Raw genomic sequence first — 26913 nt, forward strand, 5'->3', positions numbered from 1 at the left:
CATGGAAAAACACATATTTAAAATAGACGATAAAAATCCGCTTTATAAAAAGCTGATTAAACTTCCCACTACATATTACAAATTGGAGAGCAATGGCAACGGGTATACTATTCATTCACACATTGGCACAGCTGATCTGGGTACCACTATTAGAGATGTAGAATTGAGGTGGGAGAATAATACAATAGTTTTATATAAAGGAAACTCACCTCTGAAGGCAAGAAGATATGATGAAAATAATAGACTTGTTGAAGAGGATTTTATTATAGAACAAGAGGCTATCATAAGCGGAAGTAGTGATGATATTGTAAAAGGACTTAAACTAAAGCCAATAGGAATCTTGCTTTACGACATAAAAGATAGTACATATTTTGGTGCTAAATTGTTCATTTCTAGAAAAAGTACAACAACTGGAGTATTAAACTTCATCAATTTTAACGATGAAAATGACCCAGTACTACAAAAGATTAAAGAAGAAACAGGTGGATTTTATTTTGCAATAGAAGGAGATAATATCTTTATATCAGACAAAGATGGAGAGTGTCTTCCGATATGTGAAGATGGTAGTTGCTATAAATATCAATACACAAAAAATGAACATGATATATTAGAAATAAGTGAGATATCAACAATAATAGAAAACTTAACTAAGGCTGAACAGTGTGGTGTATCAGAAGCAACAACTAAGGCAGGGCGGGATTTTACTTTGCAACAAGGAGAGAAGTTGTCGGATGATATCTATCAAGCAGATATCATGTTGAACGGTAAGCTTGTAGCTACTTTACCGAAAATAGGTTACTACATGCTTGATGATCAATTGGTCATACGTAATCACGTTACGGAAGAAGAGGTAAAAATTCCTAGAGATTTTCATTACCTTAAAGTCGTTAAGTCCAGTAATAATGATGATTATAAATTAACGTTTTGTAATTTCTTAGGTAATGAGTTTTTTGAACATAAAAAGTATGATCCACAATACTCAAACGTTCCAGATGAATATCAGTATATAAGTTTAAACTGTATGAAAAAGGAATATAAACCAAATTTCTGCAAGTTGCTTAACGATAAACCATCATTTCTCATCACAGAAGGAACCGCTGATCCAGGTTACTGCCCAGCTAATGTATTTGAATTAACAAAGAGTGGAAAAGGTAGAAAAATAGCTACATTAATTGATCAATTTGGCTCTTTCAATGAAAATGGTGAGTTTCAGTATTATGATTACCATATAAAAGCAGAGTATGATGTTTATAACTCTTATAAAATTCATAAAGAGTACACAGCAGCAGATACAAATAACGAGTTTCATTTCGATGATGGCGTAATTCTTTATGCCATTCCAGAGCTATCTTAACCACACACAAAGTATATTATAATTATTATTCTTTGAAAATGAATTTAGTAGACTTTAAAGCAGTGTAAGAATGTATTCTTTTTAGTTTAGATTCGCTATCATTTTGCTACTCATTAGTACCACAAAATTTTTGTAATAGAACGCAAGGCAAGCCGCTGCAAAAACTTGCTTGGCAAACCTCGCCAATACCATTATCATAGTGTTTATACTTATTTTGACCTACACAGGTTTAATTAGTAAAAAACCTAACCCTCTTTTTTTTGTTTGGTAAGTTTCTTAAGCCAACATGAACTGGGTATGCTGCCCTCCTTTGTCATCCCAGTGTCTGTTGATTTTTCCTTCTGAGATCAAGCTTCACATCCTGTAATGCCTCCGAAGGATTTTTGTTATGTGAAAATTTTTCATAGCTTGAAAAATCTTTATATAATTTGCTTTCTTTAAATGCTTTAACCTTCTCTTCATTGTTTAGTGAGCCATGTTTAGAAAAATACTCATCTGTCGTTTGAATATATAAACTAATCAGCTCAGGAAAAGTATAATCAGTTTTGTTGGAAGATTTTAAGCACGTAATTGGCAATTTATGTATATCTTTATCAGCTTTTTTAGGATCAATACATTTATCATTCCTTCTTAATATTATATGCTGCTTGAAAAATTCTTCATATTCCTCAAAATCTTCAAATACTTCTTTTTTTTGGCAATCTTTCCTCTTATCATTTTGCTCTATTCTTTCTATTTTTGTCGCAAGCTGAGCTGGCTGTTTAATCGTCTTGTCTCCCTCTCGATTAAAGTATATTGTATAAGGAGTAATTGAATTTACGATTTTATGTGTCTTCCAGTGGCAACCAAAAACCTTTAGTACTAATTTGATTATCGGAGCAAGAAAAATTTTTAACTTTGCCATAAAATCAAAGTAATAAAGAGACGCTCGTTTGAGTGAACTAGCAGCATTGCTAACGATACATCTTAAATGTATATCCTTATCCTTGAAATTTTTGTGAACCTCTGCAGCTACATGTCCACCAAGGCAGTCTCCGAATAATATAATATCATCTGGTTTTATACCTTTTTCCAATAAGTTAGTTACAACTGCTATACCAGATTTAACTCTATTGCTACGTATCAATGAGTTGTTTCTACTTAAACCAAGTCCAGGATAATTAAAGAGATGTACAGTAATGCTTTGCTCTGTAGCCCAATCCCAATTTTGGGAATAATCTTTGCTAGGACTTAATGCTCTATTTCCACCAATAAAATATATCAGATGTTTTTCACTTTGATTATTTATACTTTTACTAGGAAGAATAATCGTCTCGATTTTCATCCCGTTTTGAGTTCTTATAAGTTCTCTCTTGGTTTGCTCTCTTGCTTCTTTCATGTTTTAACCCTTACTACATTAATTTAGCTATATATAAAATCTTAAAGAAAGTAAATAAAATCTTCATTTTTATGAACAATATAAACCTTCTCAAATTCATTGAGTTATGCTTTCAAACGGTAGTGCCAGGGTGTGAGTATAACGGTTATCAGTATATAAAAGTCATAGCAGACAGGCTTGAAGCGGCAAGCGCTGGTGAAGTAAAACGAATAATATTCAATATGCCTCCACGCTCGATGAAGTCTGTATGCGTAAGTGTTGCATGGCCCGCATGGATACTCGGGAATCAGCCAACTGCAAGAATAATAGTTGCAAGTTACTCTCGACTGCTTAGCGAAAAGCACTCACTTGATACAAGGTGCATAATGCAATCTGATTGGTATAGAGAGCTATTTCCGGAAGTAGAATTATGCAAAGATCAAAACACTAAATATAAATTTCAAACAGTGCAAAGAGGATGTAGGATTGCAACATCAGTTGGAGGAACATTAACCGGTGAAGGTGGTGATTTCATTATTGTGGACGATCCACTAAGTCCCGCGCAAGCTTTGAGCGAAACATTTAGAAAGCGTGCTGCAAACTGGTTTGATCAGGCTCTAGTAACCAGACTCAACGACAGAAAAAAAGGAGTCATCGTTCTTGTGATGCATAGGCTCCATCTGGAAGATTTAACTGGTCACCTTCTCTCTAAACCAAAAAACATATGGCATCATGTCTGTTTACCAATAATAGCTGAAGATAAAGAGATTATTTATTCAGTTAATAATCATATTCCAGCGCGTATATACTCAAGGGAAGAAGGTCAGTTGCTATATTCCCTTAATGAAGGAAAAGAAGAAATTGAGATGATAAAAACTGAACTTGGAAGTTATGGTTTTGCTGCTCAATACCAACAAAATCCTCTACCACTTTCAAGTGGTATAATTAAACGAGAGTGGCTAAAGCGCTATAAAAATTTTCCTGATAGCCTCTTGCATGTAACGCAAAGTTGGGATACCGCAATTTCAACAAGTAACGTAAGCGACTTTAGCGTCTGCACTACCTGGACAAAAATAGATAATAAATTCTATTTGCTCGACGTATATCGTGCAAAACTTGAGTATCCAAAACTTAAAGAGCAAGTTCTATTACTGGCTGCAAAGTGGAAGCCACATGCAATTTTAATCGAAGCAAAAGCAAGCGGTCAGCAATTGGTGCAAGAGCTCAAGAAAAACAGTGATTTACCTATTATTCAAATAGTACCACATGATGACAAACTAACTCGATTCCACCGAATTGTCCCAATTATAGAATCTGAGAGGGTTTTTCTGCCGCATCAAGCAGTATGGCTCAGCGATTTTGAGCATGAGATTTTAATGTTTCCAGAAGTTCGTCACGACGATCAAGTAGACAGTATTGTGCAGTATTTGCAGTGGGTGAGAAAAACTAACACCAATGCCTTTAGAATCAGGGCTGTTTGAGTGTCACGTACACAGCTGTACTAACAAGCAGAGGTAAATCTAAGTTAGTTTATCTATAACACTTACTTTAAAAAACTTTATTTTACGCTGATATTCTAGCGCTTTTCTGTGGTATTTTGTAAGAGTATAATTTGCAAAACTATCTTCCTTATAGGTTAAAGAGTTACACTGCTTTATATGCAACTCTATCCACTCTGCATAATCTTGATGATCAGTTGCAATAAATATTTCCCCTGTGACAAGTATTTTTTTTGCTAATAAATTTAAAAATTCCTTATTAATTAACCGTCTTTTGTTGTGACTTCTTTTTGGCCATGGATCTGGAAAAAGAATAAAGAATTTTTCAACACTGTTATCAGGAAAATTGGCAATTAATTCTCTCGCATCTTCTGTCCATATTAAAATATTTTTTATGCTGTGTGCTTCTATGTTCTTTAGCAAGCAAGAAACCCCCTTTAAATAAGGCTCACATCCTATAAATAATAGATCAGTTTCATTGAATACCTGATGAAGCATATTTTCACCATTGCCAAAACCTATTTCTATCCATATTCTTTTTTGCGAGCTTACGATCTTTTTTATAGATTCCCTGCTATTTTGAATAGAATATTTCTCCAAAATATCCGACTTTAACCTAGATTTTCTGGAGAACGACCTAATCCATTTGTTATTCTCAAATAGCACACTCTTACATAACCTCATTTTTTATAGCTTAAACAATTCTAGAAATGAATTAATGAGAAATTACTTGTCACTAATTATTAATATTATATAATATATGAGTTCTAATAAAGTTTAAATTAAGAGTATGAATAATAATTCATCTGTAAGTCTGCCGTTCACTATCAGGAAGCTATCATCAAATAAGTTCATAGAAGAGATATTTCAAGACCAATTTGATAATCAAGGTAATGCCTTTTTTGAAGATTCTTTTGTTAATAGAATTAAAGAAGGAGATGTGGTAAAAGGTGTAATTACAAGAATAAATCCCAATGATATTGTGGTGGATGTTGGTTTAAAGTCAGACGGAAGAATTCTGATCAAGGAGCTCGGTTGTAATGATGAAATCACTATTGGCTCGAAAATTAAAGTTTATGTAGAAAGAATTGAAGATTATCATGGTAATGTTGTTCTTAGTCGTGAGAAAGCAATTAGAGACGAGAAATGGAATAAGTTGGAAGAAAGCACAGTTACAAAGGATGAAGTGGCTGGAATCATTAAACGCTCAATTAAATGCGGTTTTATTGTTGATCTTGGTGATGGAATAAGTGCATTTTTACCGCTGAGTCATGTGGATTTGAAGCAAGTAAAAGATGCTAATCACCTTATTGAAACTGAACAAAAATTCATCGTGCTTAAAATGGATAAGAAGCAGGGGAATATTGTAGTATCAAGAAGGCTGGTGTTAGAGAAATTATGCGCTGGTGAAAAAATTAAGTTTTTAGAATCTTTAAATGAAGGTGATATAGTAGAAGGCAAAGTAAAAAGCATCACTCACTATGGTGCATTTGTCGGTATTCATGAATCAGATACAGTGGGAGTTATAGATGGGCTACTACATATTACAGATATTTCTTGGAGTAATGTAAGTCATCCATCCGCGATTTTTTCTTGTGGTCAGCATATAAAAACTAAAATTATAAAAATAGATAGAGAAAATGGAAAAATCTCCCTAGGTGTAAAGCAATTAGGAGATAATCCTTGGCAAGATCTAGAGTCAAAATGTCCAATTAACAGCATACACAAAGGATGTGTCACAGGTATAAAAGATTGCGGGTTTATTGTTGAGATTAAACCTGGAATTGCAGGTTTGGTGCACTCATCAGAAATAACTTGGAATAAGAGTACTTTACCAATTAGTAACTTTGTAACAATAGGACAAGAGGTAGATGTTAAAATTCTTGGTATTGACACTATTAAAAATAAGATGAGTTTAAGTACAAAAAGGTGCGTAGATAATCCTTGGCAAGTATTTATTGATAAATATCCTCTCGGTTCTATTGTTTCTGGTACAGTTAAGAGCAATACTGGTTCACAAATATCTGTGATTTTTGATGATTCTGAGATATGTGAGGATGTAGAAGGGATAATCTATATGCAAAACCTAAGTTGGTCTAGAAATAATTCAGATGAGATAAAAAAGTGTAATGTAGGTGATAAAATAGAAGCAAAAGTAATAAGGGCTAATGTAGATCGGACAAGGATTTATCTTGGAGTAAAACAAATAGAGTATGATCCTCTTGAAGAACTAATAAAGAAAGTTAAAGTAGGCGATAAAATGCAGGTTACTGTAAGTAAGAGAGAAGAAAATGGTCTAGTTGTTGAGGTTGAGAACAATGTAGCCCTTTTAATAGATCAAGAGCATTTACCAGAAAATAAAAGGTTTTCTATATCAGAAAAAATACAAGTTGAAGTACTGGGTGTTGAAAAATATAATATCATATTATCTGCCAAGTAACTTATTGTGAATTCATATAAATGGCAACAAAATCTGATATAATAGCAAAAGTAGCAAAAAGACATCCTCTGTTAGATAAGATCTTTATAGCAGCCATAGTTGATAGTTTTTTTTTGGTACTTTCAAGCGCATTGAAGTATCATAGTAGAGTTGAAATCAGGGGATTTGGTTCTTTTTCAATTAGGAGCTATAACTTGAAAGAGACAAGTAATTTGATGTTACAGAAGGTTGCAAAACATCAATATTTTAAAACTTATTTTCGTAGCAGTAAAAAGTTATCCAACTTGATAAATGAATAAAAATCTATATTGTAAATGTGAAAGTCATACAATATAGCACCATATGCAAGTAGTAGAAATAGTTATACGTAATAACACATACAAAATATCTTGCGAAAGTAAAAAGAAGGACCATTTATTACAACTTGCTAATAGCTTTAACAAGCTAGTTAGCTCCATATCTCAAAAAACTGGAGGTAAGGGCTCAGACGCATTAAATTTCTTACTTGCAGCATTGACTCTCGAGGATAAAATTTTAGAATTAACAAAGTGGTTGGATGAAGTAAATCAAGAGCGCGAAAAGTATAGAAGTGAGAGAAAAATAGAATATGTTGAAGTACTAAACAAGGTGAATAAGATTATTGAGTGCATAAAGGATTAAAGCAAGCAATCAAATCGACTATCTCACTACTCAAGCCAGGTGGTAGGAGTGTCTTACGAGTTATGTAACAATATAATTCGTAATCATCAAGATCAACTATTTTTTTGTATTCGATTAGTTCGCTTAAGGAAAATTTATCAAGATATTTTAATGCAAAATGCCCTAAAAGTATATCGGTTTCTTTGCAGCCCCTATGCCAGCTCCTATACATCAATTTTCTTCTTAATAAGGAGATATCTGTCATTGTCATTAAACTTTTTTTTAATTTAAAGACTAAACTAAATACTTGTCAAGCGAGGCACATTTTAATATACTTAGCCTTTGATTAAGATTTTAAATATAGGTGGAATTAATTTCTCATCAACTTAGCGATGGAATATATTATTTTCTATCATTTTCTTTTATAATTTCTGTCATAGTATTCGTGCATGAATATGGTCATTATATTGTCGCTAAAGCATGCAAGGTTAAAGTTGAATCTTTTTCTATAGGCTTTGGTCCTGAAATTTTTGGTTTTAACGATAAGTCTGGAACTAGATGGAAATTAAGTGCCTTTCCATTGGGTGGCTACGTTAAAATGTTAGGGGATACTAATGCAGCAAGCGTTCCTGTTGATCAACAAAAATTAACTGAAGAAGAAAAATTATACTCATTCCATACAAAACCTCGATATCAAAAAGCAGCAATAGTTTTTGCAGGGCCTTTTGCAAACATGATATTTACCGTTATAGCTTTCACAGTATTTTTCAGCGTGGCAGGCTATTATCGTACTCCACCAGTAATTGGTAATGTAATTGAAGAAAGTGCAGCAAAGCAAGCTGGCCTACTGCCAGGTGACACTATTACACAGATTAATGAGTATAAAATAAAATACTTTGAAGATATTTCACGAGTGATAATGTCAAACCCTGAAACAAGAATGGAAATTAAGTATAGCAGAAATAGCCAAGAGCACAGAACTACCCTAACTCCGTTTACAGTTGAGGATAGAGATGTTTTTGGCAACATAATAGAAAGAAAAACTATAGGAATTACCTCAATTAATATAATGGGGTTAAAACAGTCATCTTTTCTTGGAGCTGCTAGCCTATCAGTGAGTGAAACCTACCACACTATGTGTTTAACAATCAAAGCTCTTTTTCAAATTGTTGTGGGTAAAAGGAATGTAAATGAAATAGGCGGGCCAATAAAAATCGCAAAATATTCAGGACAATCAGCTAAAAAGGGATTTATTATGGTTCTATATTTTATGGCAATTATTTCAGCTAATTTAGCTGCAATTAACTTGCTGCCAATACCACTGCTAGATGGTGGGCATTTATTTCATTATATCATAGAAGCAGTTATACGTAGAGATTTGAGTTTGAAATATCAAAAATATGCAGCCACTTTTGGTGCTACCATATTGTTTTTGTTGATGGCAGTTGCAATCACAAATGATATTAGGCATTTTTTTTAAGATACGTATGAGAAAGTTATTCCACATACTAATAATAATTTTTATCTCTTTTCCTATTCTACTTGCTGCTCTAGAAAATAAGGAAAAAGTACAGATAAAAGATATTAAGTATATTGGAAATGAGCGAGTAAGTGATCAAACAATAAGGTTTTATACAAAATTAGAACCAGGTAGTTATATAAATGATGATGATATAGATTCAGTTATAAAAGGTTTATATAAAACAAAGTTATTTGCTAGTGTTAACGCCTATATGGATGATGAAGCAAACTTAGTAGTAAAAATTCAGGAGAATCCACTAATTAACAAAGTAATATTGAAGGGCAATAAGTTATTTAACAGTAAAGAGTTGCTAAATAACGTTATCCAGTTGAAATCACTAACTATTTTTACTGAAACAAAATTACAAAACGATTTAATAAATCTAGTTACTCTTTATAGGAATAGCGGTAAAATTGGTGTTAAAATTGCATATGAGATAGATAAGCTTGGTAGCAATAGGATCAATCTGATTTTTAAGGTAAAAGAAGGCAGAACCTCTAAAATTAAGGGTTTAAGATTCATAGGTAACAAAAATTTTTCAGCAAATGAGCTAGAGCAAGTTATCAAAAGACATAGCAATGATATATTTAGTAAGTTATTTAGAGCAATTTTTAAAAGCGGAACTCATTATTCACCTCAATATCTACTGATTAACACAGAACTGCTTGATCGCTTCTACTCATCTAAAGGATATATTCAAAATAATATCCAACCAATTGTTGAGATTGATAATAACAACCAAATAGAGTTAACTTTTTTGATTGATGAAAAGCAGCAATATTTATTTGGAAATAATGAAGTTGATATTGAAGCTGAGATTCAGGATTTAAGTTTAAGGAAAGAAATATTAGAATTTATCACAGAAGAAAATAATCAGATATTTAATAGAGTTAAAATTAACAATACAGTAGAAAAAATAAGTAAACATTTAAATGAAAAAGGGTATATATTTGCAAGAGTTAATCCAGAATTTACACAACGTAACAATATTATGGATGTAACTTACAAAGTGCTACCGGGTAAAAAGATTTATATAAACCAAATTACTATTGATGGTAATGATCGCACTTTAGATAAAGTAATTAGAAGAAAGCTCAGTATAGCAGAAGGCGACGCATATAACACATCTGAGATTCAAAAATCACGTAAAAAACTAATGAGTAGTGATTTTTTTGAAACAGTGAAAATAAATAGTTACGCAGTTAATAATGATGCAGTAAATCTTGACTTAAATGTTAAAGAAAAAAACACTACTTCGTCGTATTTGGGAGGAGGTGTGTCTCTTCCTGGTGGAGCATTTATTAAAACTGAGCTCAAAGACCGGAATTTATTTGGTACTGGAAAAGAGCTCTTTTTTGCTCTCGAAAAAAGTCAACACGTACTTTCTACTGATTTTGAGATTATTGAAAATAACTTTAATGACTCTGACACATCACTAGGTATAGGTTTATTTTATGAAAAACAAGATAAGCCAAACACTACTTTTGGTAGCCACAATATGGGGTTTTTAACAAGATTATCATACAAGATTACAGAAAATTTAACTAATTCCATTTGTTATTCCTATAAATATAACCATATATACATTGATAAAGGCAAGGAAAATAGCGATGCATTTTTTACCGCAGCAGATCATGAAAGAATTGGAAAAGAAAACATTATTAATCCTATTAGCAGTCCTAGTGACCTTAAGGATACTAGCAACCCTTACATTAATTCTAGCAATAACAACACAAATACGGATCAAGATAAGAAAAACAGTGATAGCATCTCTTCTATAGTATTGAACCAAGCAGGTAAATATAAGATTTCATCAGTGGGATACACGTTAGCATATAATAAATTGGATAACCTATACGCTCCAAGAGAAGGATATTTATTGCGCTTAAGTCAGGATATCTCAGGACTTGGAGGGACCGTGAATTTCTTAAAATCTGAATTTTTATCTTTTTATACACATCCTATATTAAGCAAAATTGACGATGATATAACGCTACGCTTTAAGATGGCGGCAGGTCATATTTTTTCTTATACTGATAAACCACTAAACATTGGCCAAAATTTTTTTAAAGGAGGTAATGAAATTAGAGGGTTTGATCTTTCTGGTATTGGGCCAAGAGCGGAAGATAAAAATAAAAGTTCGTTAGGAGGCAAAACTTATTTTAATCTAACGCAGCAAGTGGACTTTCCACTGCCAAAACTATATGACTATGTTGGTATCAAAGGCTCACTATTTGTTGACTATGCAACACTTTTTGGTTTAGATAAAGGAGAGAAGTATAGTGGGCAATATTATGATAGTAAGCTTATAAGAGTATCACCAGGTTTTGGCTTTTCAATGCCTTCTCCTTTTGGTAGACTTAGATTAGATTTTGGGTTCCCTTTAGTAAAGGAAGCTTATGATATAATACTATCACCAAACGTTAAAATTTCTATTGAAGCGGGGATTTGAATGAGATATATACAGTTATTAATATCAGTTATTGCATTAATTATTTCCATGTTTGTGGGATATAAGTTTGTAGGATATCAATCTCAGGGCGTGCTTAATACAAAGGCTGCTATTATTGATAGTGACAAAGTTATCAATGAATCTCTGGCTCTGCAAAATATACAACAACAAATAAAGGAACAGAATTCTAGGTTGCAGCAAGAATTTGAAAATGAGTTAGAAAAACTTAAGCCATCAAAAGAAGAATCTGACCTTTTGTCAGAAGAAGCAAAAAAAGAAAGGGCAGAACAATTTAATAAGCACGCTGTAAGTGTTAGGGATAATTACGCTAAAAAAATGTCAAATTTAGAAGAAAACTATAGAGAAGCAGTAGAAAGTGTTTTTAATAAGATAAAAGAAGCTGCTAAAAGAACAGCAGAAAAAAACAATATAGATTTAGTACTACTTATTTCAAAAAAGAATCAAGTTCTATACTCTATGGATGAGGTTGATTTATCAGATGTGGTATTAAAAAATGTAAATAAGGAAATACCTGAATTTGCTTTACAAAGCATTGAGTAAGCTTATGCAATTTAATATCAGTGATATTATGAAAATATTACCACATTCTTATCCGTTTCTCCTAGTAGATAGAGTAATAGAATGTGACCATGGTAAAAGCATAAAAGCAATTAAGAACGTAACTTTCAATGAGCCATTTTTTATTGGTCATTTTCCTGACCATCCGATAATGCCAGGAGTTTTGATAATTGAGTCTTTAGCTCAGGCATCTGCTATATGTGTCCTCGGTAAAAAAACAATAGAAAATAAAGTTGTTTACTTTATGTCTATTGAAAACGCAAAATTCAGAAGGCCAGTTATTCCAGGGGACACGTTGATTCTTCAATCCAGTATAAAAAATGCACGTTTGGGTGCATGTAAATTTGAGTGTGTTGCATATGTTGGGGAAGAAAAGGCTGCAGAAGCAACAATCTTAGCAAGACTGCAAAACAAATAAAATCTTCATCTGCAAAAAACAGTATGTACACTGTATAGTATAACGATGCAACTGAATTTCAAAATCTCATTTTCAAACTTATACACTCGCAGTGGATTAATAAAATTGGATGAGGCGTTTTTAGATTATGTAAAATCGTGCGATGAAAGCTTGTTTTGTTTATTAATTGAAGCAAGAGAAAAAGCAGCTTCTTCTTTGATGTCATCCCAGTGCTTGACACTGGGATCTAGAAAACAAGAAGGACAGATCCCAGTGTCAGCTACTTGGATGACAGATGGTTGTCATAGCCAGTTAATAATAGACCTCTCGTATTTACTTGATGAATTTATTGCAAAACTTTTTAATATTGAAAAAGAAGCAGAGAAGCTAAAGAAAAAACATAATGACTTTACTATAGTATATAAGTGCAAAAGATTATTTGTTCAGCGCTATGCATTGAAGAAATACGCTGATATAACAAATATCAACATTGATCTTGTTACTAGCAAGCTAAACCGCCTTCTCACTTTACCGACAACAGAAGAAACCTTTGCCGAGCAGGTAATGCACTGGTTTGAAGATAGGGAAAATCATAAAGAAGAAATAGAGATTGCAGCTCAATATGCAGCGTGGAGAGTGAAAAACAAACAAAGTATACTTTTTAGTATTCACAGAAAAATTGATCACGAAAATCTCGTATCGTTCTTTAAAAAAGAAGTAGACGAAGTTGAGGTATTGTATTCAAGCAAAACAAAAAGACGATATGGTTTTGACCTAACAAGTGAAAAAGTGAGTTTGAATAAAGCATTAGATAATGTTCACTACTGCATATTTTGTCATAAGCAAAATAAGGATAGTTGCTCAAAGGGGCTAGTCAATAATAATAACATCTTTAAAAAATCCCCACTGAAAGTTGATTTGCACGGCTGTCCACTAGAACAGAAAATATCAGAAATGAATCTGGTGAAAAGCGAAGGGTACAGCATAGCAAGTCTTGCAATTGTGATGATAGATAACCCATTATGTGCGGCTACTGGGAACAGAATATGCAATGATTGTATGAACTCATGCATATATCAGAAACAAGAGCCTGTAAATGTGCCAATGGTTGAAACAAGGATTTTAGATGATGTGCTCAGTTTACCGTATGGATTTGAAATATATTCTCTGCTTAGCCGTTGGAATCCTTTAAATTTTCAACGTCCATTGCCAAAAGAAACCACCGGAAAAAACGTCCTAGTTGTAGGCCTTGGTCCTGCTGGTTTTAATTTAGCTCATCATTTGTTGAATGATGGGCATAGCGTTATCTCCATTGATGGACTAAAGATTGAACCTTTGATTGATAATTTCCAGCTAATTAAAGATCTCAAATACGAAAAATTGAGTGAACGCACGGCAGATGGGTTTGGTGGGGTGGCGGAGTATGGCATTACTTCTCGGTGGGATAAAAATCACTTAAAGATTATTAGACTACTATTGAAAAGACGTGAGAATTTCGCACTTTATGGAGGCATTCGTTTTGGAGGTACGATGACCGTTGATGACGCATTCAACTTGGGTTTTGATCACATTGCCTTGGCACTTGGCTCTGGTAAGCCACGAATGATCAAAATAAAAAACATGCTAGCTCGTGGAGTGCGCATGGCATCCGACTTTCTTATGTTGTTACAACTAACTGGCGCTCTTAAGTGTGATTCTATAGCAAATCTGCAAGTTCGCATGCCGATAATTGTCATAGGTGCAGGACTCACTGCAATTGATACTGCTACTGAAGCTTTAGCTTACTATCCGATTCAAGTAGAAAAATTTCTTCTTCGTTATGAAATATTGGTTGATAAGTATGGAAAGAAATATGTCGAAAAAGATTGGACAGAAGAAGAATATGAAATTGCAAATGAGCTCATATCGCACGCAAAATTGATCCAAGCAGAGCAAGAGTTAGCAAAAAAAGAGAGTAGAAAAATAAAAATATTAGAATTCATGCAAAGTCTCGGGGGAGTAAAAGTTATATATAGAAAAGAGCTAAAAGACTCACCAAGTTATCGATTAAATAGCGAAGAGGTGCAAAATGCACTATCAGAAGGGATTTACTTTATTGAAAACTTAGAGCCAGTTAAAGTTGTGACGGATAAATATAATCATGCTGAATCAATAAAACTAATAGACACAAAATCCGGCGAAATCAAATACATGAAAGCACGTTCTATTTTTATAGCAGCAGGTACTGAGCCAAATACAGTTATTGCAACAGAAGATAAAAAGCACTTTAAATTAAGCAATGGGTATTTTACTCATTTGAATTTATCAGGAAAAGAAATAGATCCAATATTTTCTCCTAAGATGCAGAATAAAGACAGGATATTGGTATATAAGCAAGGCAATAAAACAATTAGCTTTTTTGGTGATCTTCATCCTTCATATAGTGGCAGTGTCGTGAAAGCTATGGCAAGCGCTAAGAATGGTTACCCTATTATTTCCCAGCTTTTAAATAATGGCCGGCCAGCGTCACACGCTGCAACTAATGAAGAATTCTTCAACAAAATTAAAGAGCAATTCACTGCAAAGGTTATAAAAGTCCAATACTTAACCGACAAAGTTGTGGAAATAGTGATCAAAGCACCACTTGCGGCAAAGAATTTTAAACCTGGACAATTCTTTAGGTTGCAAAATTTTGAAACCAATAGCAGAAAAGCCAATAATACAAACCTTGCTATGGAAGGTATAGCTGTAACTGGCACTGAAGTAGATAAAAAAAAAGGAATTATTTCCACTATTGTGCTTGAAATTGGCGGCTCCACTAATTTGTGCAGACACTTAAGAGAAGGAGAGAAAATAATCCTTATGGGTCCAGCTGGTAAACCTACTGATGTTGATTAAACCCACTTCGTACTAGTTATACTACAATATATATTATTTATTAATAAATCTATACTACAATAACAATTTTTATTAAGGTAGTATTATGAAATATCACTTAACACTGGAATTTCCAAAGGAAAAATACTCTATAGACAAGAACAGTAATCAATTTACAGCAAAAGATCAAGAAGGTAACAGATTTATCATGACTGCAGATAATAAACAAAAAGGAAAAATTTCTTTTTGTAAAGATGATGATAATGAGTGTAAATCTAAGCAACACTACACAGTCAAAGATCCAAAAATATGTAATAAGCTCTCTGATATTGATAGTGCTGACTATATAAGTGTTATTATGGAAGGTTATGGTGAAAAATATTTCCAAGAGAGAATATTAGGTGGATTAAACAAATATAATATTGATTATATTTTTGTTGTGGATGAAGGTGAAACACAGAATGTACTGTTAGAGAATTTTATAATCTAATTTTCATTATACAGCTACTAAAGAGCTTTCTTAGTTCCAGTATCTGCTGCTCAAATTTCGTAATTACAGCACTTGATACAGACTAAATTAACAAAGAATTCTTTAATAGGATCAACTATTGCAAAGGTCATAAAAGTTGAATGAGTGAATTGAAAACTGCCAACTCCATTAGATTTATGCAGATACTTAAGAGAAAGCGAGTAAATAACTTTCAACTGGCAGACTTACTGAAGTTCTTGGTATTAAAGTAATGTCAAACTTTATTTCAAAAAGTAAATAATTTACTAACACTCGTGCACAAATTAAAAATAAATTATGCACGAGTGTAGCACTATGAATTAGGAGTGCTATATTAAAGCTTACCTCACTATTAAAGCTATCGGTCAGATTAGATTTAAAACCTAATCTGACCGGTTTCTCTATAACCCTCTAAACCCTGATATAATTATATGGTAATTAGTTTAATTAGTGGTTAATATGCAAATTGATTTTATTCGTATATTGAGGTAGCATAAACCATACTGGTTTACATCATTGTGCAGCTTTATAAATTGTCACTGCTACTTCTGCTGATTGCATTAATAGTTATAGTACTAACACTACCTGAAAATTTAGGTAATATATTAAATTGGTCTCATCCAGTTCTAAATTATGATTTATCTTTCCGTATCGTACTAATATCTTTTCTATCAGTTGCGTTTTTAGCTGTTCTACCAGCAAAAAATTTGAGTTTTTCAGAGATGCTTTCTTTTGCTGCTTACACTATCAGCTCATTGTGTGCAATTTTATCTGAGCAGATAATATTAGTTGTAGTATTCTTTGAATTAATGACCATCAGTGCATCTTTTATTATTGCAGCTAGCTGTAGAGATAGTGGATCTGCAATAAGGTACGCTTGCGTACACTTTTTGGTTGGGGTTATATTAATAGCAGGATTGGCATTTCAAAGCACTAACCTGATAATTTGGGGTTTATTGATAAACTGTGCTTGTTTTCCTTTTTCGTTTTGGGTTGTTGATGCATATCCTGCTGCATCGCTACATGGCACTACATATCTCTCTTTATTTACTACTAAAATCTCCTTTTTAGTGATGCTTTTACACACTTATAACCTATGGCAAGATTGTACTGAAATATTAGCGCTTGTAGGCGCCATCACTGCAATTTACAGCATTATATTTGCTTCTCTTGAGCAAAATATTCGTAGATTTTTATGCTACAATGTTGTAGGACAAATGGGCTTGCTGATTATTGCAGGAGGTTTACTCAGCCCTTCGGAAAAGGCAATACCAATTTTGATGCTACACATAATTTTCTCTCTCGTTTATCAATCATTATTGTTTGTGGTTAGCAATGCGATTATTTCGCGGACAAAAACAATTAGTTTTAATGGAGTGGGTAATTTAATGTCAGTGGAAGGCATGTGTGCTATAATTGCAATACTTACAATGGCTGCATTTCCTGGAACCGCTGGATTTATTAGTAAATCATACATTACAGCCGAGATTGAAGCAAGTGGTGCTAATTTAGAAGTGTATAAAAACTTATACAAGATTCTAAATTTACTGCTTTATTTAAGCGTGGGGCTCAAGTTTCTTTACTACATATTTATTGTAAAAAGTAAGTCGAAACCTTTAGCAGAGAGGGGAGGCAAAATGACTATGATTATTTTAGCATTTATATGCGTAATTGCTGGCAATCCTTACTTACCTATTTACAATAAACCTTCGATTTTCGATTTTGTGTACAACACAAAAAATATTTTGTCGCAATTTAATTTGTTATTATGTACCACTTTATTGTTCATTCTTTTACGCAAGTTATTTTACCCGAGAATAAATTTTAAAATGGATGTTGATTGGATTTTTAGAGCTTTCATACCCTATATTATCTTGCTGTTCAATCAGTTAGTCTCTAAAACTAGAGAAATGCTTGCCAGCGTAGTGCAAAACTTGACTAATCCACTTGTTGGCTTATACTTTAATAATATTACTAAACTTAAAGAAGTGCTGGATTATAACTCAGTGAGTTTTGTTTCAGCTTCTTCTCTCTTTTTAATGAGTATTCTACTAATGCTATTATGTTTAAGTCGTTAACCGAAAGTTTAAATTCTGTATTTAGTAAACTGAGAGGAAAGTCAATTATTTCTGAAGATGATTTTAATCTTGCCATGCGTGAAATACGTATAGCTTTAATTGAAGCTGACGTTTCACTTGAAGTTGCAAAAAAATTCATCAACGACATTAAAGATAAAGTGATTGGAGAAAAAGTCATAAAAAGTGTCTCTCCAGCGCAAATGATAATCAAAATTGTGCAGGATAATTTAGCTGCAGTTCTCGGATCAGAAAAAAGTGACTTAAACCTAGCAGTTAAACCCCCTGCTGTGATTATGATGGTGGGGTTACAAGGTGCAGGTAAAACAACTACCTCAGGGAAACTTGCTTTAAAGTTAAAAAAACAAAAGAAAAAAGTGATGCTCGCTTCTTTAGACATTTATAGACCAGCTGCTCAAAAACAACTTGAAGTGCTAGGCAGACAAATAGATGTGCAAACTTTACCTGTAATGATAAACGAGAAGCCCATTGCAATTACAAAAAAGGCAGTAGCAGTAGCAAAAAATGATAATTATGATGTATTAATACTAGATACCGCAGGCAGGCTTCATATCGACAATAATATGATGAGTGAGTTGAAAACTATAAAGGAAATAGCTTCACCTGCAGAAGTTATTTTAGTAGCAGATGCAATGATAGGCCAGGATGCAGTCAACATTGCCAAATCATTCAATGAGGCAATAGGTGTAACCGGCATTATTCTTACCCGTGTTGATGGTGATGCACGTGGTGGTGCTGCTCTTTCTATGAAAATGATCACCGATTGTCCAATTAAATTTATTGCTTGTGGTGAAAAATTAAGTGACCTTGATGATTTTTACCCCGATAGAATTGCAAAAAGGATACTTAGCATGGGTGATGTTGTCTCATTGGTTGAAAAAGCTGCTGAGATTGTTGGTCAGGAAGAAATTGATAAGTTACAAAAGAAAGTAAAAAGGGGTAAATTTGACCTAAACGACTTGGTAGGAATGTTGAAAATTCTCAATAAAATGGATGGTATTAGCAACATAATGAAGTTCATTCCTAGTTCATTCACAAAAAAGCTAAGCAGCGGTGTGCCAGACGATAATAAAGTGAAAAAATATATAGCCATTATAAACTCAATGACTGAAAAAGAAAGACAAAATCCAGATATTTTAAATGGCAAAAGAAGACTTAGAATTTCTAAGGGGTCTGGGACAAGTGTAACTGATGTTAATCTTTTAATTAAGCAGTATAATCAAATGAGCTCTATGGTAAATAAGTTCAGTAAAGTTGATCATGGTAAACTCAAAGAATCTGATTTAATGAATATGCTGAGCAGAAAGTAAGTCAATAGGTAGTAGAAAGAAATAAAACCATCAGTTGTAATTGCTGTTGAGTAGTGAAGTATATTATTTTAGCGTGGAGTAACAAATTTAATAAATTTCCGCAGTTGGAATTGGCATAATAATAAAAATTGATAATAAGTTAGAGATTGTCCTGAAAGTAGTAAACTTAGGTGTAATAGTTTAGACTTAATCTGACAGGGAAATAAAGTAAGATAAAAATATGAACAAATTATAAAGGAGTGTCAGATATGAGAAGAAAAAATACGTATCCGTTCAGGGGAGTGGAGAAACAGATGGACGGAGGAGTGATAAAAAGATAATCATAGAATGAATGTGAGGTAATATGGTTAATCTTTTAGAAGTCTGCAAAAATTTACAGCAAAGAATAGAAAAATTGGAGGCAAGGATAAAAGAGTTAGAGGAAGAAAATAAAGCTCTAAAAATAGAAAATGCTGAGTTAAAGGAAAGGCTAGGTTTAAATTCAAAAAACTCATCTCTGCCAAGCTCTAAAGAATTATACAAAATAAAAAAAGACAGGCCAAAGAGCGAAAGGAATGTTGGTGGTCGGTCGGGCACAAAGGCAATTATCGGTCTAAAATGGATGCAGATAAAGTAATAAAGATAGAATTCTTGCGAATGCGGAGGAGAGATTGCAATTATGCGACAAACCGTACATTCATCAGAAAGTTGATCTTCCGGAGATCAAGCCCTATGTAGTAGAATATCAATTAGAGCATGGACGTTGTAGGAAATGTGGAAAAAGAAGAAGCAGCAAGTTACCAGAAGGTGTTATGTCAGATACATTTGGACCAAGAGTTAAGTCAGTAGTTGCAGCATTAAGTGGGTTTTACAAAAATTCAAAGCGTGAAGTTGCTAGTATCATAAATGACATTTTTAATTTGAACATAAGTGTTGGCAGCGTATCAAATAGTGAACATAGAGTTGCGTCAAAATGCGGAAAAACGTATGAGCAAATCGAGCAAGAAATAAGCAGAAGTGAAGTTTTGCATATTGATGAAACGAGCCATTACAATAAATTGGTTGGTGCTGGATATTTGTTAGTAATCAAGAGAGTTTCGTAAAACTTACAGAGTCAAGAGGAATGAAAGTTTTAAAAAATAATGTATGTTGCAATCGTAATAGCTTGGTAATAACTGACAGGTACGCAGCATATATAGCTCTTCTCATAATAATCCAAACAAGTTAAGATATGGATTTATGGTAGTGGGGTTTGTATGCCAGCAGAGTATAGTTACGACTTAAGGAAAAAAGCATTGGATGAAGGAGAAAACTGTTGCCAAGAGATTAAAATTGGAAAAACGACTCTATATGAGTGGCAGAAAAGGCGTAAGGAAACGGGAGATTTTCAGTCAAAAAAGCCTGGAAGCGTAGATAAAATTACCGACTGGAATGTTTTTACCAAATTTGCAAAAAACCATAGTGGCAAAACTCAGTCAGAAATGCTGGGGCAATATCAGTCGACAAACGAGCACTTAAAAATATTGGATTTACAAGATCTACGGATATAAAGAAAGAAATGAAGAAAAGCGAGCTCAATTTTCAAAAGTTATAGCAACAAAACGTCATGAAAATCTTGTATATATTGACGAATCTGGAATAGACAATACAGAACATACGGATATTGCAGAAAAGGAGAGAGGTTTCATTCACTAAAATCAGGTAAAAAAACTCAGCGCGTCAGTATAGCTCTAAATAAAAAGAAAATCATTGCTCCATTGACCTTTACTGCAATAAAGATGTTTTCGAGGCTTGGTTTGAGCAGTTTTTAACTCCAATTTTAAGGTCTGGCCAAACTTTGATAACGCTACTTTCTATAAATCTAAAATAGATGATCTTGCTAAAGGAGTTGGTGCTGAACTTCCTCCATATTCTCCAGACTTTAACGAAATTGAGCATCAGTGGTTTGCTATAAAGAACAGAGCTAGAAAAAAATATCCCTATTTTTAAGTCTTTCCTTCAAGCTGTTGTTTCTGCTTTTTTATTCTGACTATTATGAGAAGAGCTATAAGAGGTTGTCCACAAACCATTAAATTCAAGCATATTCCCTACTTAACATAACTTTACTCATAGCCAGATATATGAAACTTTCAGTAGATGTTGTAAGTAAATCGTACTCCTTTGATAGCCTTCTATTTCTATTGATCCAAGCAAAAGTCCTCTCTACCACCCACCTTCTCGGTTGTACTGCAAATCCAGGATCCCGTTGTGGCAATAGTTCTGGTGGTGTATCTTTATGCACCCAAAACCTACATGGAGGTCTTTTCACAATTTCAATATCTATCCCATGTTCTTCCTCTATATGGGTTTTTAAATCTTTTCCTTGGTACCCCATATCAGCCCACATTTTCTTAATATTGCTGTATTTTTCTTTCATATTGTCCAATACCATCTTCACCCCATCTCTGTCATTTTCGCTTGCAGCTCCTACATAGCAACCAAGCACAAATCCTTGAGTATCTGTGATTATATGTCTTTTTCTCCCATTTACTTTTTTTGCACCATCATAACCTTTGACCCCCCTTTTTCCGTGATTTTTACCGATTGACTATCCACTATGCATGCGCTTGGCTCCTCACTTCTTCCCATTTTTGACCTACTATATTTAGTGATATCATAGTTCACTTTCTCAAAAATCCTCTGCTTTTTCCATCTTCTAAACTGTTCATGCACAGCCTTCCACAACGGAAAATCGTGTGGTAAATTGCGCCATTGACATCCTGTGCGCAGTACATAAAGAATTGCATTCAGTATCTCACACTTACTGTATTTTGGCGGCCTTCCTCCTTTCTTATACGATACCCTGAAGTGTTTTTCTATTCGGGACCATTCCCTTTTACTTAAATCTGTTGGATATTTTTTCCTCATCTCTTACCTCAATATTCTGCCTTTATATACTACTTATTTCTTGATTTGTGGACAACCTCTAATTATTTTTTTGATAAAAATAGGCAAATCTGTTGGGCACACTTAGCAAGGGATTTTGAAACATAAGACCTGCTGCGAATCAAGCGATAAAAAAAAGGAAAGGAGGGTGACTAAAATCAAGGTTAACTAAAAGGAGTGCTTAAGATTCACAATACCAGCAATAATATTGAACCTCAGGTTATATTTTTTCTGAAAATTGGGGAGTGTTAAATAAACTGTGTCAAACTGCATTTTTAATTCAACTCAATTTTCAATCTGTTGGGAAAGAAAATATCGAGCTGAGATATAGTCAATGCCCAATCATGTACAGGCATAGTCCATTTCTCCTCCACTTTCTTTATAGCACAATATACCTGTTTATACAAGGCATTTATGCTAGTAAATGAGCCCTTGGTTTTGGTGAATTTCCTAATTTGCCTATGTAGCCCCTCTATGGGATTAGTAGTATAGATTATCCTCCTAACTGGGTCGGAATACTTAAAATAACCAGATAGGTTTTCCCAATTATTCTGCCAAGATTATAGGGTACTTTGTGCCCCATTTTTCATCTAATTCCAACAGATAATTCTCGGCAATTTCCTTACTTGAAGCTTTTCTTTAAATCACTCAAAAAACTCTTTACTAGCTACATACTTCAGTGAGTTACGTATCTGATGCACTATACACATTCTGCATTAGGGAACACACCGTTTATTGCTGCAGGAAAGCTTTTTAGCCCATCTACACATGCAATTAGAATATCTTCCACTCCTCTCTCTTTGAGATCATTTAGTACTCCCAACCAGAACTTCACTTTCAGCTAAATAAAACTTCTTTTCTGCCATTTTGCTAATATATTATACATACATTTACTTACACAACTCCTTAAAAAACCATGAAAACTATCGGATATACAGACTGCAGCGGACGACTACGCCATTCGTTGATTACTGTTTGTCAGTAATACTTGATATCTCTGCCGCCGATATTTTGTGATCGTAAATTTCCTCAATATGTGACGCTATATCTCCATGCCACTGGCAAATGTGCTTAAGACCTTTGCTTCAAGTTCTGTTGTTTGTCTTTTTCTAACTATTTGGGGTTCAAAGCTTCCTTCCCTGTCTCTAGGTGTTAACAACTCAAATGAGTTGTACGTAAAGTTTTTCCCATTTCTTCGATTATTTTCTTCGCTTTCACCAGACAAGTGGTGTTCTATTTCACCTTCTAGACTCGCCTCCAGCAGCTTTTTTATAAATGGTGTTAATGCTCCCTCCTTTCCTGTCAACGGTCTTCCTTCTCGTATAGACGACAGGTTTCTAATTCTTTATAATCTACCAAACCGGTAGTTTTATTTACTTGACTCATGTCAAACCTCCGTTTTTTTATATCAATTATATTTTTATTTCTTGGTTTGACACAGTTTTCCCCTATCAGGAGGTAACTTACATGCCGTTGATCACCTTATATCACGCCATTTTTGATACTTTCAACACTTATGCCCCAACCCGCTTGTTTTTTTTGTGGCCAGTATATGAAAGAAAACTTGTATCTTGAATTACAATAATTCTTTTATAATCTTTTGCTCTTTCAACAGTTTTTGTAATATGTGATGCTAAGATGTCAGCTTCTTTTATACTCTCGTTTTGGAAAAAGCGATATGCTGCCTTTGCCTCTGACCAACTTTCACATGCTTGATTGATTGAACTTTCAGGCATATTTGCCAAGCTATCAGCAATATCTACTAATCGATCAGTTAATCTTTTATCCCCAAGTACAGCATTTCCAAATTCATTTTTAGCCCATTCATTACTCTTGCTTTCCATTTTACACCCTTAATATTTGCAAACTTTAATATTGTAATACTTTGTTTTTATGTCCATTTATATTTGTGGGTAATAGTAAGCTACTAGTCAGCCAAATAAAGTATGGGTTTACATACATAAAAACTAAGGATGGCTGGCTATATTTGGCAGCAATAATTGATCTAGTTGGCTGGTCAATGAGTAGCTAAGCGATTAGTTATAGATGCTTTATTGATGGCTGTTGATAAGCGCAAACCCGCCAAAGATCTGCTATAGCTAACCAAAGTAAGGTTTCCCCGAGTGCTAAAAAACAAAATCAATGGCAGATCAGGCCAAAAATTTGGCAGTGACTTTCTTACGTTATAGCAAACCAAAATTTCTCAATTGGATTTAAATCCGGCGAGTATGGTGGCAAAAATAAAACTTTACATTCAACACTTTCTATTAATTTTTTCGTTCTTTCAGATTTATGAAAGCTCGCATTGTCGAGAATGATCAGGTTTTTATATTGGGACAAGCCTATTTTCGATGTATGCTTCAAATATTTCGCTGTTACAATACCCATCCATGGTTTTTCCTTCATTCAGTGCTCCAATTATGCTCACTCTCCTTCTTTTGTATCCTGGTTTATCTGCAAATAACCTTTTGCCTTTTTTAGCCCATCCGTATGCATAAAATTTATTGTCCTCTATCCCTTATGAATATCAAGTTTTCTCCGTTTATTTCTTCTATCTTTTTCATGAACTCTTCGCGTTTCACTTTATCCCTTTCTTGATAAAGAAAAGTTTTTTTTATATCTATAGTTTACTTTTTTAAGATAGTTATATACTGTGTCCTTGCACATATTGCCAAATTCTTCAAATTATCTTTTCAACTTTAATATCCCGCTTTACATCCACAAATTTGACCAGGCTATCTAAGTCTTTTATCTTATGACTATGTCCCTTTTGCTAGCCAAATGACGGTTTTATACTACCTGTTTCTTCTCTTCTTTTTCTCCACCAATATATGGTTTTTCTGTCGATTTTGAACATCTTGCTTCCATTGTCATCGTCAACTATTTTCAAAACGTGTCCTCTGAGATCTTCACTATATGGTTTTGGCATCCTTCTACTTTTATTATTATTCAATTCCATATTATACCTTTTTATCTCTTTTGGGAAACCTTTCCTCAGTTAGCTATAGAGGAAAAATGGGGCGAAAAGTATCCTTTAGTTTTGGCAAAATAATTGGGAAAATTTATCCAGTTATTTTAAATATTCTGGTTCCGTTAGGAAGCTAATTTATACCACTAATCCTATTGAAGGGCTACATAGGCAGATCAGAAAATTTACCAAGACCAAAGGTTCATTTACCAACACAAATGCCTTGTATAAACAAGTATATTGTGCTATAAAGAAAGTAGAACAAAAATGGAATGGCTCTGTCTAATTGGGCTTTAACTATGTCTCAACTTGATATCTTTTTTCCTGGTAGGTTAAGAATTGAGTTGAACTAAAAATTCGGTTTGACACAGTTTATTTAACACTCCCCCATGACATGAATGGAATGAAAGTGTATATTTATATGATTATTATTACAGCTTTATTATTTCTTGTTTATAAAATAAGAAACAACTTAGACGGATTTAAGATAGCACTATTACAGTTTACATTAGATCTTAATGACTCTTTTTTACGTTCAATTGTTTTACTATCAGGAGGTAACTTGCATGCCGTTGATCACCTTATATCACGCCATTTTTGATACTTTCAACACTTATGGGGGCTAAAACCTTTTCACAATCTTCTATCTATCGTTTCTTGAACCACTCCCCTGAACGGATACTAAATGGTTGCTATATTGGGTGTATTCTCTTAACTTGACACCTATGGTTTCTCCCTACTTAAGTTGCACATCTGGCTACTGTAATCTCCCCCTTCCAAGGTAAAGTACCTTTCACCAAAAAATATTAAATTTAATTTTTGTAATCACTTAAGTCTATTATTATTTTGTTAATGCATCGTTCATTTGCATCCTTGATGATAAACTTTATACCATTTTTATACTTTATGACTTCATTTACAGAAGGTACCTTACCAGCAATTGAAAGAATCAAACCACTAAGTGTAGCATAATCCTCTTCAGAGTCACGCAACTCTATTTTTAGATTTTCCTCTATATCTTTTATAAGGGCCCTTGCCGACACTTCAAACTTACTTTGAGATAATTCAGTAATGGTGTATTCTGAATTTACCTCATTCCCGTTATCAATGTTTGGTATTAATTCTTCTATAAGATCAGTCATTGAAATTAAACCATCAGTTCCACCATATTCATCCAACACAATAGCTAGATATGATTTGGAAGATTTCATCCTAACAAAAAGATTTGTTGTTTTCATCGAGGATGGGACAAATATTACACTTTGTATAATATTTCTCAGATTAAAATTTTTATTCTTATCGAAAATAACATCTTTTACATAAAAAAAACCTATTACGTTATCAAAGTTATTCCTATAAGCTGGTATCTTAGTGTGGTAAGTACTTTTCACCTTCTTTATTACCTCATGTTTGCTTGACTCAATGTCTACTGCGCATATCTCAGTACGTGAAGTCATTATGTCCATTATACTACAATCACGGAATTTTAATAGACTATTGAATATACTAGGATCTGACAGATCATTCATTAATGCATCAGATGCACACTTTTTTAACACAGAAGTTTTATTGAAGAGGAAGAGAAAAATTCTGTATGCTATTTTTTCTACTAAGGTTCTTTTCTTATTCAATTTATTCCCTTTAATGGTGAAAATGTCTTTAGATCAGATCTATCAAGAAAACTGTTATTAAATGTTTAATAAGCATGTGAATAATGTCAAATTAACTTGTGAATTAATTGTTGATATCAAATACCAACAATTGATCAACAACTTTTTTAATAGCATATACATAATTTTATAACAATACATGACAGTAGAGTTTTTCCATAAAAGAAAATTACTAACATTCTAAACATCTTACTTATGCACATAAATCATAAGGTAAAATCAATAGCATATAGAAGTTATTAACATATTTATCCACAAGTTAAGTAACACTAATTTTTACTAAATTTTAAGTTAATAACAATTTATTGATAGAACTATTACTACTACTATGCTTTAATATATAAAAAAGTAGATAAAATAGA

21 protein-coding genes and 6 pseudogenes are annotated in these 26913 nt (G+C 33.3%); 17 read left to right on the forward strand and 10 right to left on the reverse strand.

Features of this window, described 5'->3' with window-relative positions; genetic code table 11:
- The first annotated feature begins 1 nt into the window (after position 1).
- Complete coding sequence (locus ABLO99_RS08510) at positions 2–1354, forward strand: hypothetical protein (RefSeq protein ID WP_349967668.1); 1353 nt, start codon at positions 2–4, stop codon at positions 1352–1354.
- A 313-nt stretch (positions 1355–1667) separates the two neighbouring features.
- Here the strand turns inward: ABLO99_RS08510 and ABLO99_RS08515 are convergent, their stop codons facing one another.
- Positions 1668–2732 (reverse strand): alpha/beta hydrolase, encoded by a 1065-nt coding sequence (locus ABLO99_RS08515; RefSeq protein ID WP_349967670.1) that lies wholly within the window; start codon positions 2730–2732, stop codon positions 1668–1670.
- 71 nt (positions 2733–2803) lie between these two features.
- Between ABLO99_RS08515 and terL the strand changes: the two genes are divergently transcribed.
- Positions 2804–4192, forward strand: coding sequence for a phage terminase large subunit (terL, locus tag ABLO99_RS08520; protein WP_349967672.1), 1389 nt, complete (start codon positions 2804–2806; stop codon positions 4190–4192).
- 39 nt (positions 4193–4231) lie between these two features.
- Here terL and trmB read toward each other — a convergent pair whose 3' ends face one another.
- Complete coding sequence (gene trmB, locus ABLO99_RS08525; protein WP_047759492.1) at positions 4232–4876, reverse strand: tRNA (guanosine(46)-N7)-methyltransferase TrmB; 645 nt, start codon at positions 4874–4876, stop codon at positions 4232–4234.
- A gap of 124 nt (positions 4877–5000) precedes the next feature.
- Between trmB and ABLO99_RS08530 the strand changes: the two genes are divergently transcribed.
- The 3 genes from ABLO99_RS08530 to ABLO99_RS08540 are packed head-to-tail and all read left to right on the forward strand — an operon-like array spanning position 5001 to position 7310.
- Positions 5001–6650 carry a 30S ribosomal protein S1 gene (locus tag ABLO99_RS08530; protein ID WP_349967674.1) on the forward strand — a complete coding sequence of 550 codons (1650 nt, stop codon included), beginning with the start codon at positions 5001–5003 and terminating at the stop codon, positions 6648–6650.
- 20 nt (positions 6651–6670) lie between these two features.
- Positions 6671–6949, forward strand: a complete 279-nt coding sequence (locus ABLO99_RS08535; protein WP_047759409.1) for an HU family DNA-binding protein — start codon at positions 6671–6673, stop codon at positions 6947–6949.
- A gap of 43 nt (positions 6950–6992) precedes the next feature.
- The gene (locus ABLO99_RS08540) at positions 6993–7310 is read left to right on the forward strand and encodes a cell division protein ZapA (protein WP_047759408.1); all 318 of its coding nucleotides are present in this window, start codon (positions 6993–6995) and stop codon (positions 7308–7310) included.
- Here ABLO99_RS08540 and ABLO99_RS08545 read toward each other — a convergent pair.
- On the reverse strand, positions 7288–7554 hold the full coding sequence (locus ABLO99_RS08545) for a succinate dehydrogenase assembly factor 2 (RefSeq protein WP_047759407.1): 267 nt from the start codon (positions 7552–7554) through the stop codon (positions 7288–7290). The genes ABLO99_RS08540 and ABLO99_RS08545 overlap by 23 nt on opposite strands.
- A gap of 99 nt (positions 7555–7653) precedes the next feature.
- Between ABLO99_RS08545 and rseP the strand changes: the two genes are divergently transcribed.
- The 10 genes and pseudogenes from rseP (at position 7654) to ABLO99_RS08595 (ending at position 21017) form a co-directional block, all read left to right on the forward strand.
- Entirely contained in the window at positions 7654–8769 is a 1116-nt protein-coding gene (gene rseP / locus ABLO99_RS08550) for an RIP metalloprotease RseP (protein WP_349967678.1), read from the forward strand.
- Positions 8770–8776: 7 nt separating this feature from the next.
- Positions 8777–11263: an outer membrane protein assembly factor BamA gene (gene bamA, locus ABLO99_RS08555; protein ID WP_349967679.1), complete on the forward strand. Its 2487-nt coding sequence runs from the start codon at positions 8777–8779 to the stop codon at positions 11261–11263.
- Positions 11264–11824, forward strand: a complete 561-nt coding sequence (locus ABLO99_RS08560) for an OmpH family outer membrane protein (protein WP_349967682.1) — start codon at positions 11264–11266, stop codon at positions 11822–11824.
- Between the two features lie 4 nt (positions 11825–11828).
- Positions 11829–12260 carry a 3-hydroxyacyl-ACP dehydratase FabZ gene (gene fabZ / locus ABLO99_RS08565; protein WP_349967684.1) on the forward strand — a complete coding sequence of 144 codons (432 nt, stop codon included), beginning with the start codon at positions 11829–11831 and terminating at the stop codon, positions 12258–12260.
- A gap of 45 nt (positions 12261–12305) precedes the next feature.
- A complete protein-coding gene (locus ABLO99_RS08570) occupies positions 12306–15116 on the forward strand; it encodes an FAD-dependent oxidoreductase (protein WP_349967685.1) in 2811 nt (936 codons plus the stop codon).
- Positions 15117–15201: 85 nt separating this feature from the next.
- Entirely contained in the window at positions 15202–15585 is a 384-nt protein-coding gene (locus ABLO99_RS08575; protein ID WP_349967686.1) for a hypothetical protein, read from the forward strand.
- A gap of 536 nt (positions 15586–16121) precedes the next feature.
- Complete coding sequence (locus ABLO99_RS08580; RefSeq protein WP_349967688.1) at positions 16122–17681, forward strand: proton-conducting transporter membrane subunit; 1560 nt, start codon at positions 16122–16124, stop codon at positions 17679–17681.
- The gene (gene ffh / locus ABLO99_RS08585) at positions 17666–19009 is read left to right on the forward strand and encodes a signal recognition particle protein (protein WP_047759401.1); all 1344 of its coding nucleotides are present in this window, start codon (positions 17666–17668) and stop codon (positions 19007–19009) included. The genes ABLO99_RS08580 and ffh overlap by 16 nt, the downstream gene beginning before the upstream one ends.
- A 343-nt stretch (positions 19010–19352) precedes the next feature.
- A pseudogene (locus tag ABLO99_RS08590) lies at positions 19353–20183 on the forward strand (IS66 family transposase); the annotation flags it as partial.
- A 61-nt stretch (positions 20184–20244) separates the two neighbouring features.
- Positions 20245–21017, forward strand: a pseudogene (locus ABLO99_RS08595) (transposase).
- A 45-nt stretch (positions 21018–21062) separates the two neighbouring features.
- On the opposite strand, the gene ABLO99_RS08600 reads toward ABLO99_RS08595, so the two are convergent.
- The 3 genes and pseudogenes from ABLO99_RS08600 to ABLO99_RS08610 form a co-directional block, all read right to left on the reverse strand.
- A protein-coding gene (locus ABLO99_RS08600; protein WP_349967383.1) for an IS5 family transposase occupies positions 21063–21895 on the reverse strand; the annotation gives its coding sequence in 2 pieces (ribosomal slippage) (positions 21063–21529 and positions 21529–21895; 834 coding nt in all).
- Positions 21896–22188: 293 nt separating this feature from the next.
- Positions 22189–23299 (reverse strand): annotated as a pseudogene (locus ABLO99_RS08605) (IS256 family transposase).
- A gap of 134 nt (positions 23300–23433) precedes the next feature.
- A pseudogene (locus ABLO99_RS08610) lies at positions 23434–23757 on the reverse strand (transposase DNA-binding-containing protein); the annotation flags it as partial.
- Between the two features lie 110 nt (positions 23758–23867).
- On the opposite strand from ABLO99_RS08610, the pseudogene ABLO99_RS08615 reads away from it, so the two are divergent.
- Positions 23868–24009, forward strand: a pseudogene (locus ABLO99_RS08615) (IS3 family transposase); the annotation flags it as partial.
- Between the two features lie 82 nt (positions 24010–24091).
- On the opposite strand, the gene ABLO99_RS08620 reads toward ABLO99_RS08615, so the two are convergent.
- From ABLO99_RS08620 to ABLO99_RS08630, 3 genes are all read right to left on the reverse strand, one after another.
- Positions 24092–24319 (reverse strand): transposase, encoded by a 228-nt coding sequence (locus ABLO99_RS08620; RefSeq protein WP_153295514.1) that lies wholly within the window; start codon positions 24317–24319, stop codon positions 24092–24094.
- Positions 24240–24428 (reverse strand): transposase, encoded by a 189-nt coding sequence (locus tag ABLO99_RS08625; protein WP_153295556.1) that lies wholly within the window; start codon positions 24426–24428, stop codon positions 24240–24242. Before ABLO99_RS08625 ends, ABLO99_RS08620 begins: the two co-directional genes overlap by 80 nt.
- Positions 24429–24686: 258 nt before the next feature.
- Entirely contained in the window at positions 24687–24872 is a 186-nt protein-coding gene (locus ABLO99_RS08630; protein WP_349968552.1) for a hypothetical protein, read from the reverse strand.
- Between the two features lie 39 nt (positions 24873–24911).
- Between ABLO99_RS08630 and ABLO99_RS08635 the strand changes: the two are divergent.
- Positions 24912–25234 (forward strand): annotated as a pseudogene (locus ABLO99_RS08635) (transposase); the annotation flags it as partial.
- Positions 25235–25693: 459 nt separating this feature from the next.
- On the opposite strand, the gene ABLO99_RS08640 reads toward ABLO99_RS08635, so the two are convergent.
- Entirely contained in the window at positions 25694–26512 is an 819-nt protein-coding gene (locus ABLO99_RS08640) for a transporter associated domain-containing protein (RefSeq protein WP_114517186.1), read from the reverse strand.
- Between the last annotated feature and the right edge of the window lie 401 nt (positions 26513–26913).

This window comes from Wolbachia endosymbiont of Armadillidium arcangelii (assembly GCF_040207875.1).
Lineage (GTDB): Bacteria > Pseudomonadota > Alphaproteobacteria > Rickettsiales > Anaplasmataceae > Wolbachia.

What these genes read in the sequence shown, in the direction of transcription:
- ABLO99_RS08510 (WP_349967668.1), top strand. Translation starts at nt 2, where the DNA reads ATGGAAAAACACATATTTAAAATAGACGATAAAAATCCGCTTTATAAA.
- ABLO99_RS08515 (WP_349967670.1), bottom strand. Translation starts at nt 2,732, where the DNA reads ATGAAAGAAGCAAGAGAGCAAACCAAGAGAGAACTTATAAGAACTCAA.
- terL (WP_349967672.1), top strand. Translation starts at nt 2,804, where the DNA reads ATGAACAATATAAACCTTCTCAAATTCATTGAGTTATGCTTTCAAACG.
- ABLO99_RS08530 (WP_349967674.1), top strand. Translation starts at nt 5,001, where the DNA reads ATGAATAATAATTCATCTGTAAGTCTGCCGTTCACTATCAGGAAGCTA.
- ABLO99_RS08535 (WP_047759409.1), top strand. Translation starts at nt 6,671, where the DNA reads ATGGCAACAAAATCTGATATAATAGCAAAAGTAGCAAAAAGACATCCT.
- ABLO99_RS08540 (WP_047759408.1), top strand. Translation starts at nt 6,993, where the DNA reads ATGCAAGTAGTAGAAATAGTTATACGTAATAACACATACAAAATATCT.
- ABLO99_RS08545 (WP_047759407.1), bottom strand. Translation starts at nt 7,554, where the DNA reads ATGACAGATATCTCCTTATTAAGAAGAAAATTGATGTATAGGAGCTGG.
- bamA (WP_349967679.1), top strand. Translation starts at nt 8,777, where the DNA reads ATGAGAAAGTTATTCCACATACTAATAATAATTTTTATCTCTTTTCCT.
- ABLO99_RS08560 (WP_349967682.1), top strand. Translation starts at nt 11,264, where the DNA reads ATGAGATATATACAGTTATTAATATCAGTTATTGCATTAATTATTTCC.
- fabZ (WP_349967684.1), top strand. Translation starts at nt 11,829, where the DNA reads ATGCAATTTAATATCAGTGATATTATGAAAATATTACCACATTCTTAT.
- ABLO99_RS08570 (WP_349967685.1), top strand. Translation starts at nt 12,306, where the DNA reads ATGCAACTGAATTTCAAAATCTCATTTTCAAACTTATACACTCGCAGT.
- ABLO99_RS08575 (WP_349967686.1), top strand. Translation starts at nt 15,202, where the DNA reads ATGAAATATCACTTAACACTGGAATTTCCAAAGGAAAAATACTCTATA.
- ffh (WP_047759401.1), top strand. Translation starts at nt 17,666, where the DNA reads ATGTTTAAGTCGTTAACCGAAAGTTTAAATTCTGTATTTAGTAAACTG.
- ABLO99_RS08620 (WP_153295514.1), bottom strand. Translation starts at nt 24,319, where the DNA reads ATGAAGGAAAAACCATGGATGGGTATTGTAACAGCGAAATATTTGAAG.
- ABLO99_RS08630 (WP_349968552.1), bottom strand. Translation starts at nt 24,872, where the DNA reads ATGGAATTGAATAATAATAAAAGTAGAAGGATGCCAAAACCATATAGT.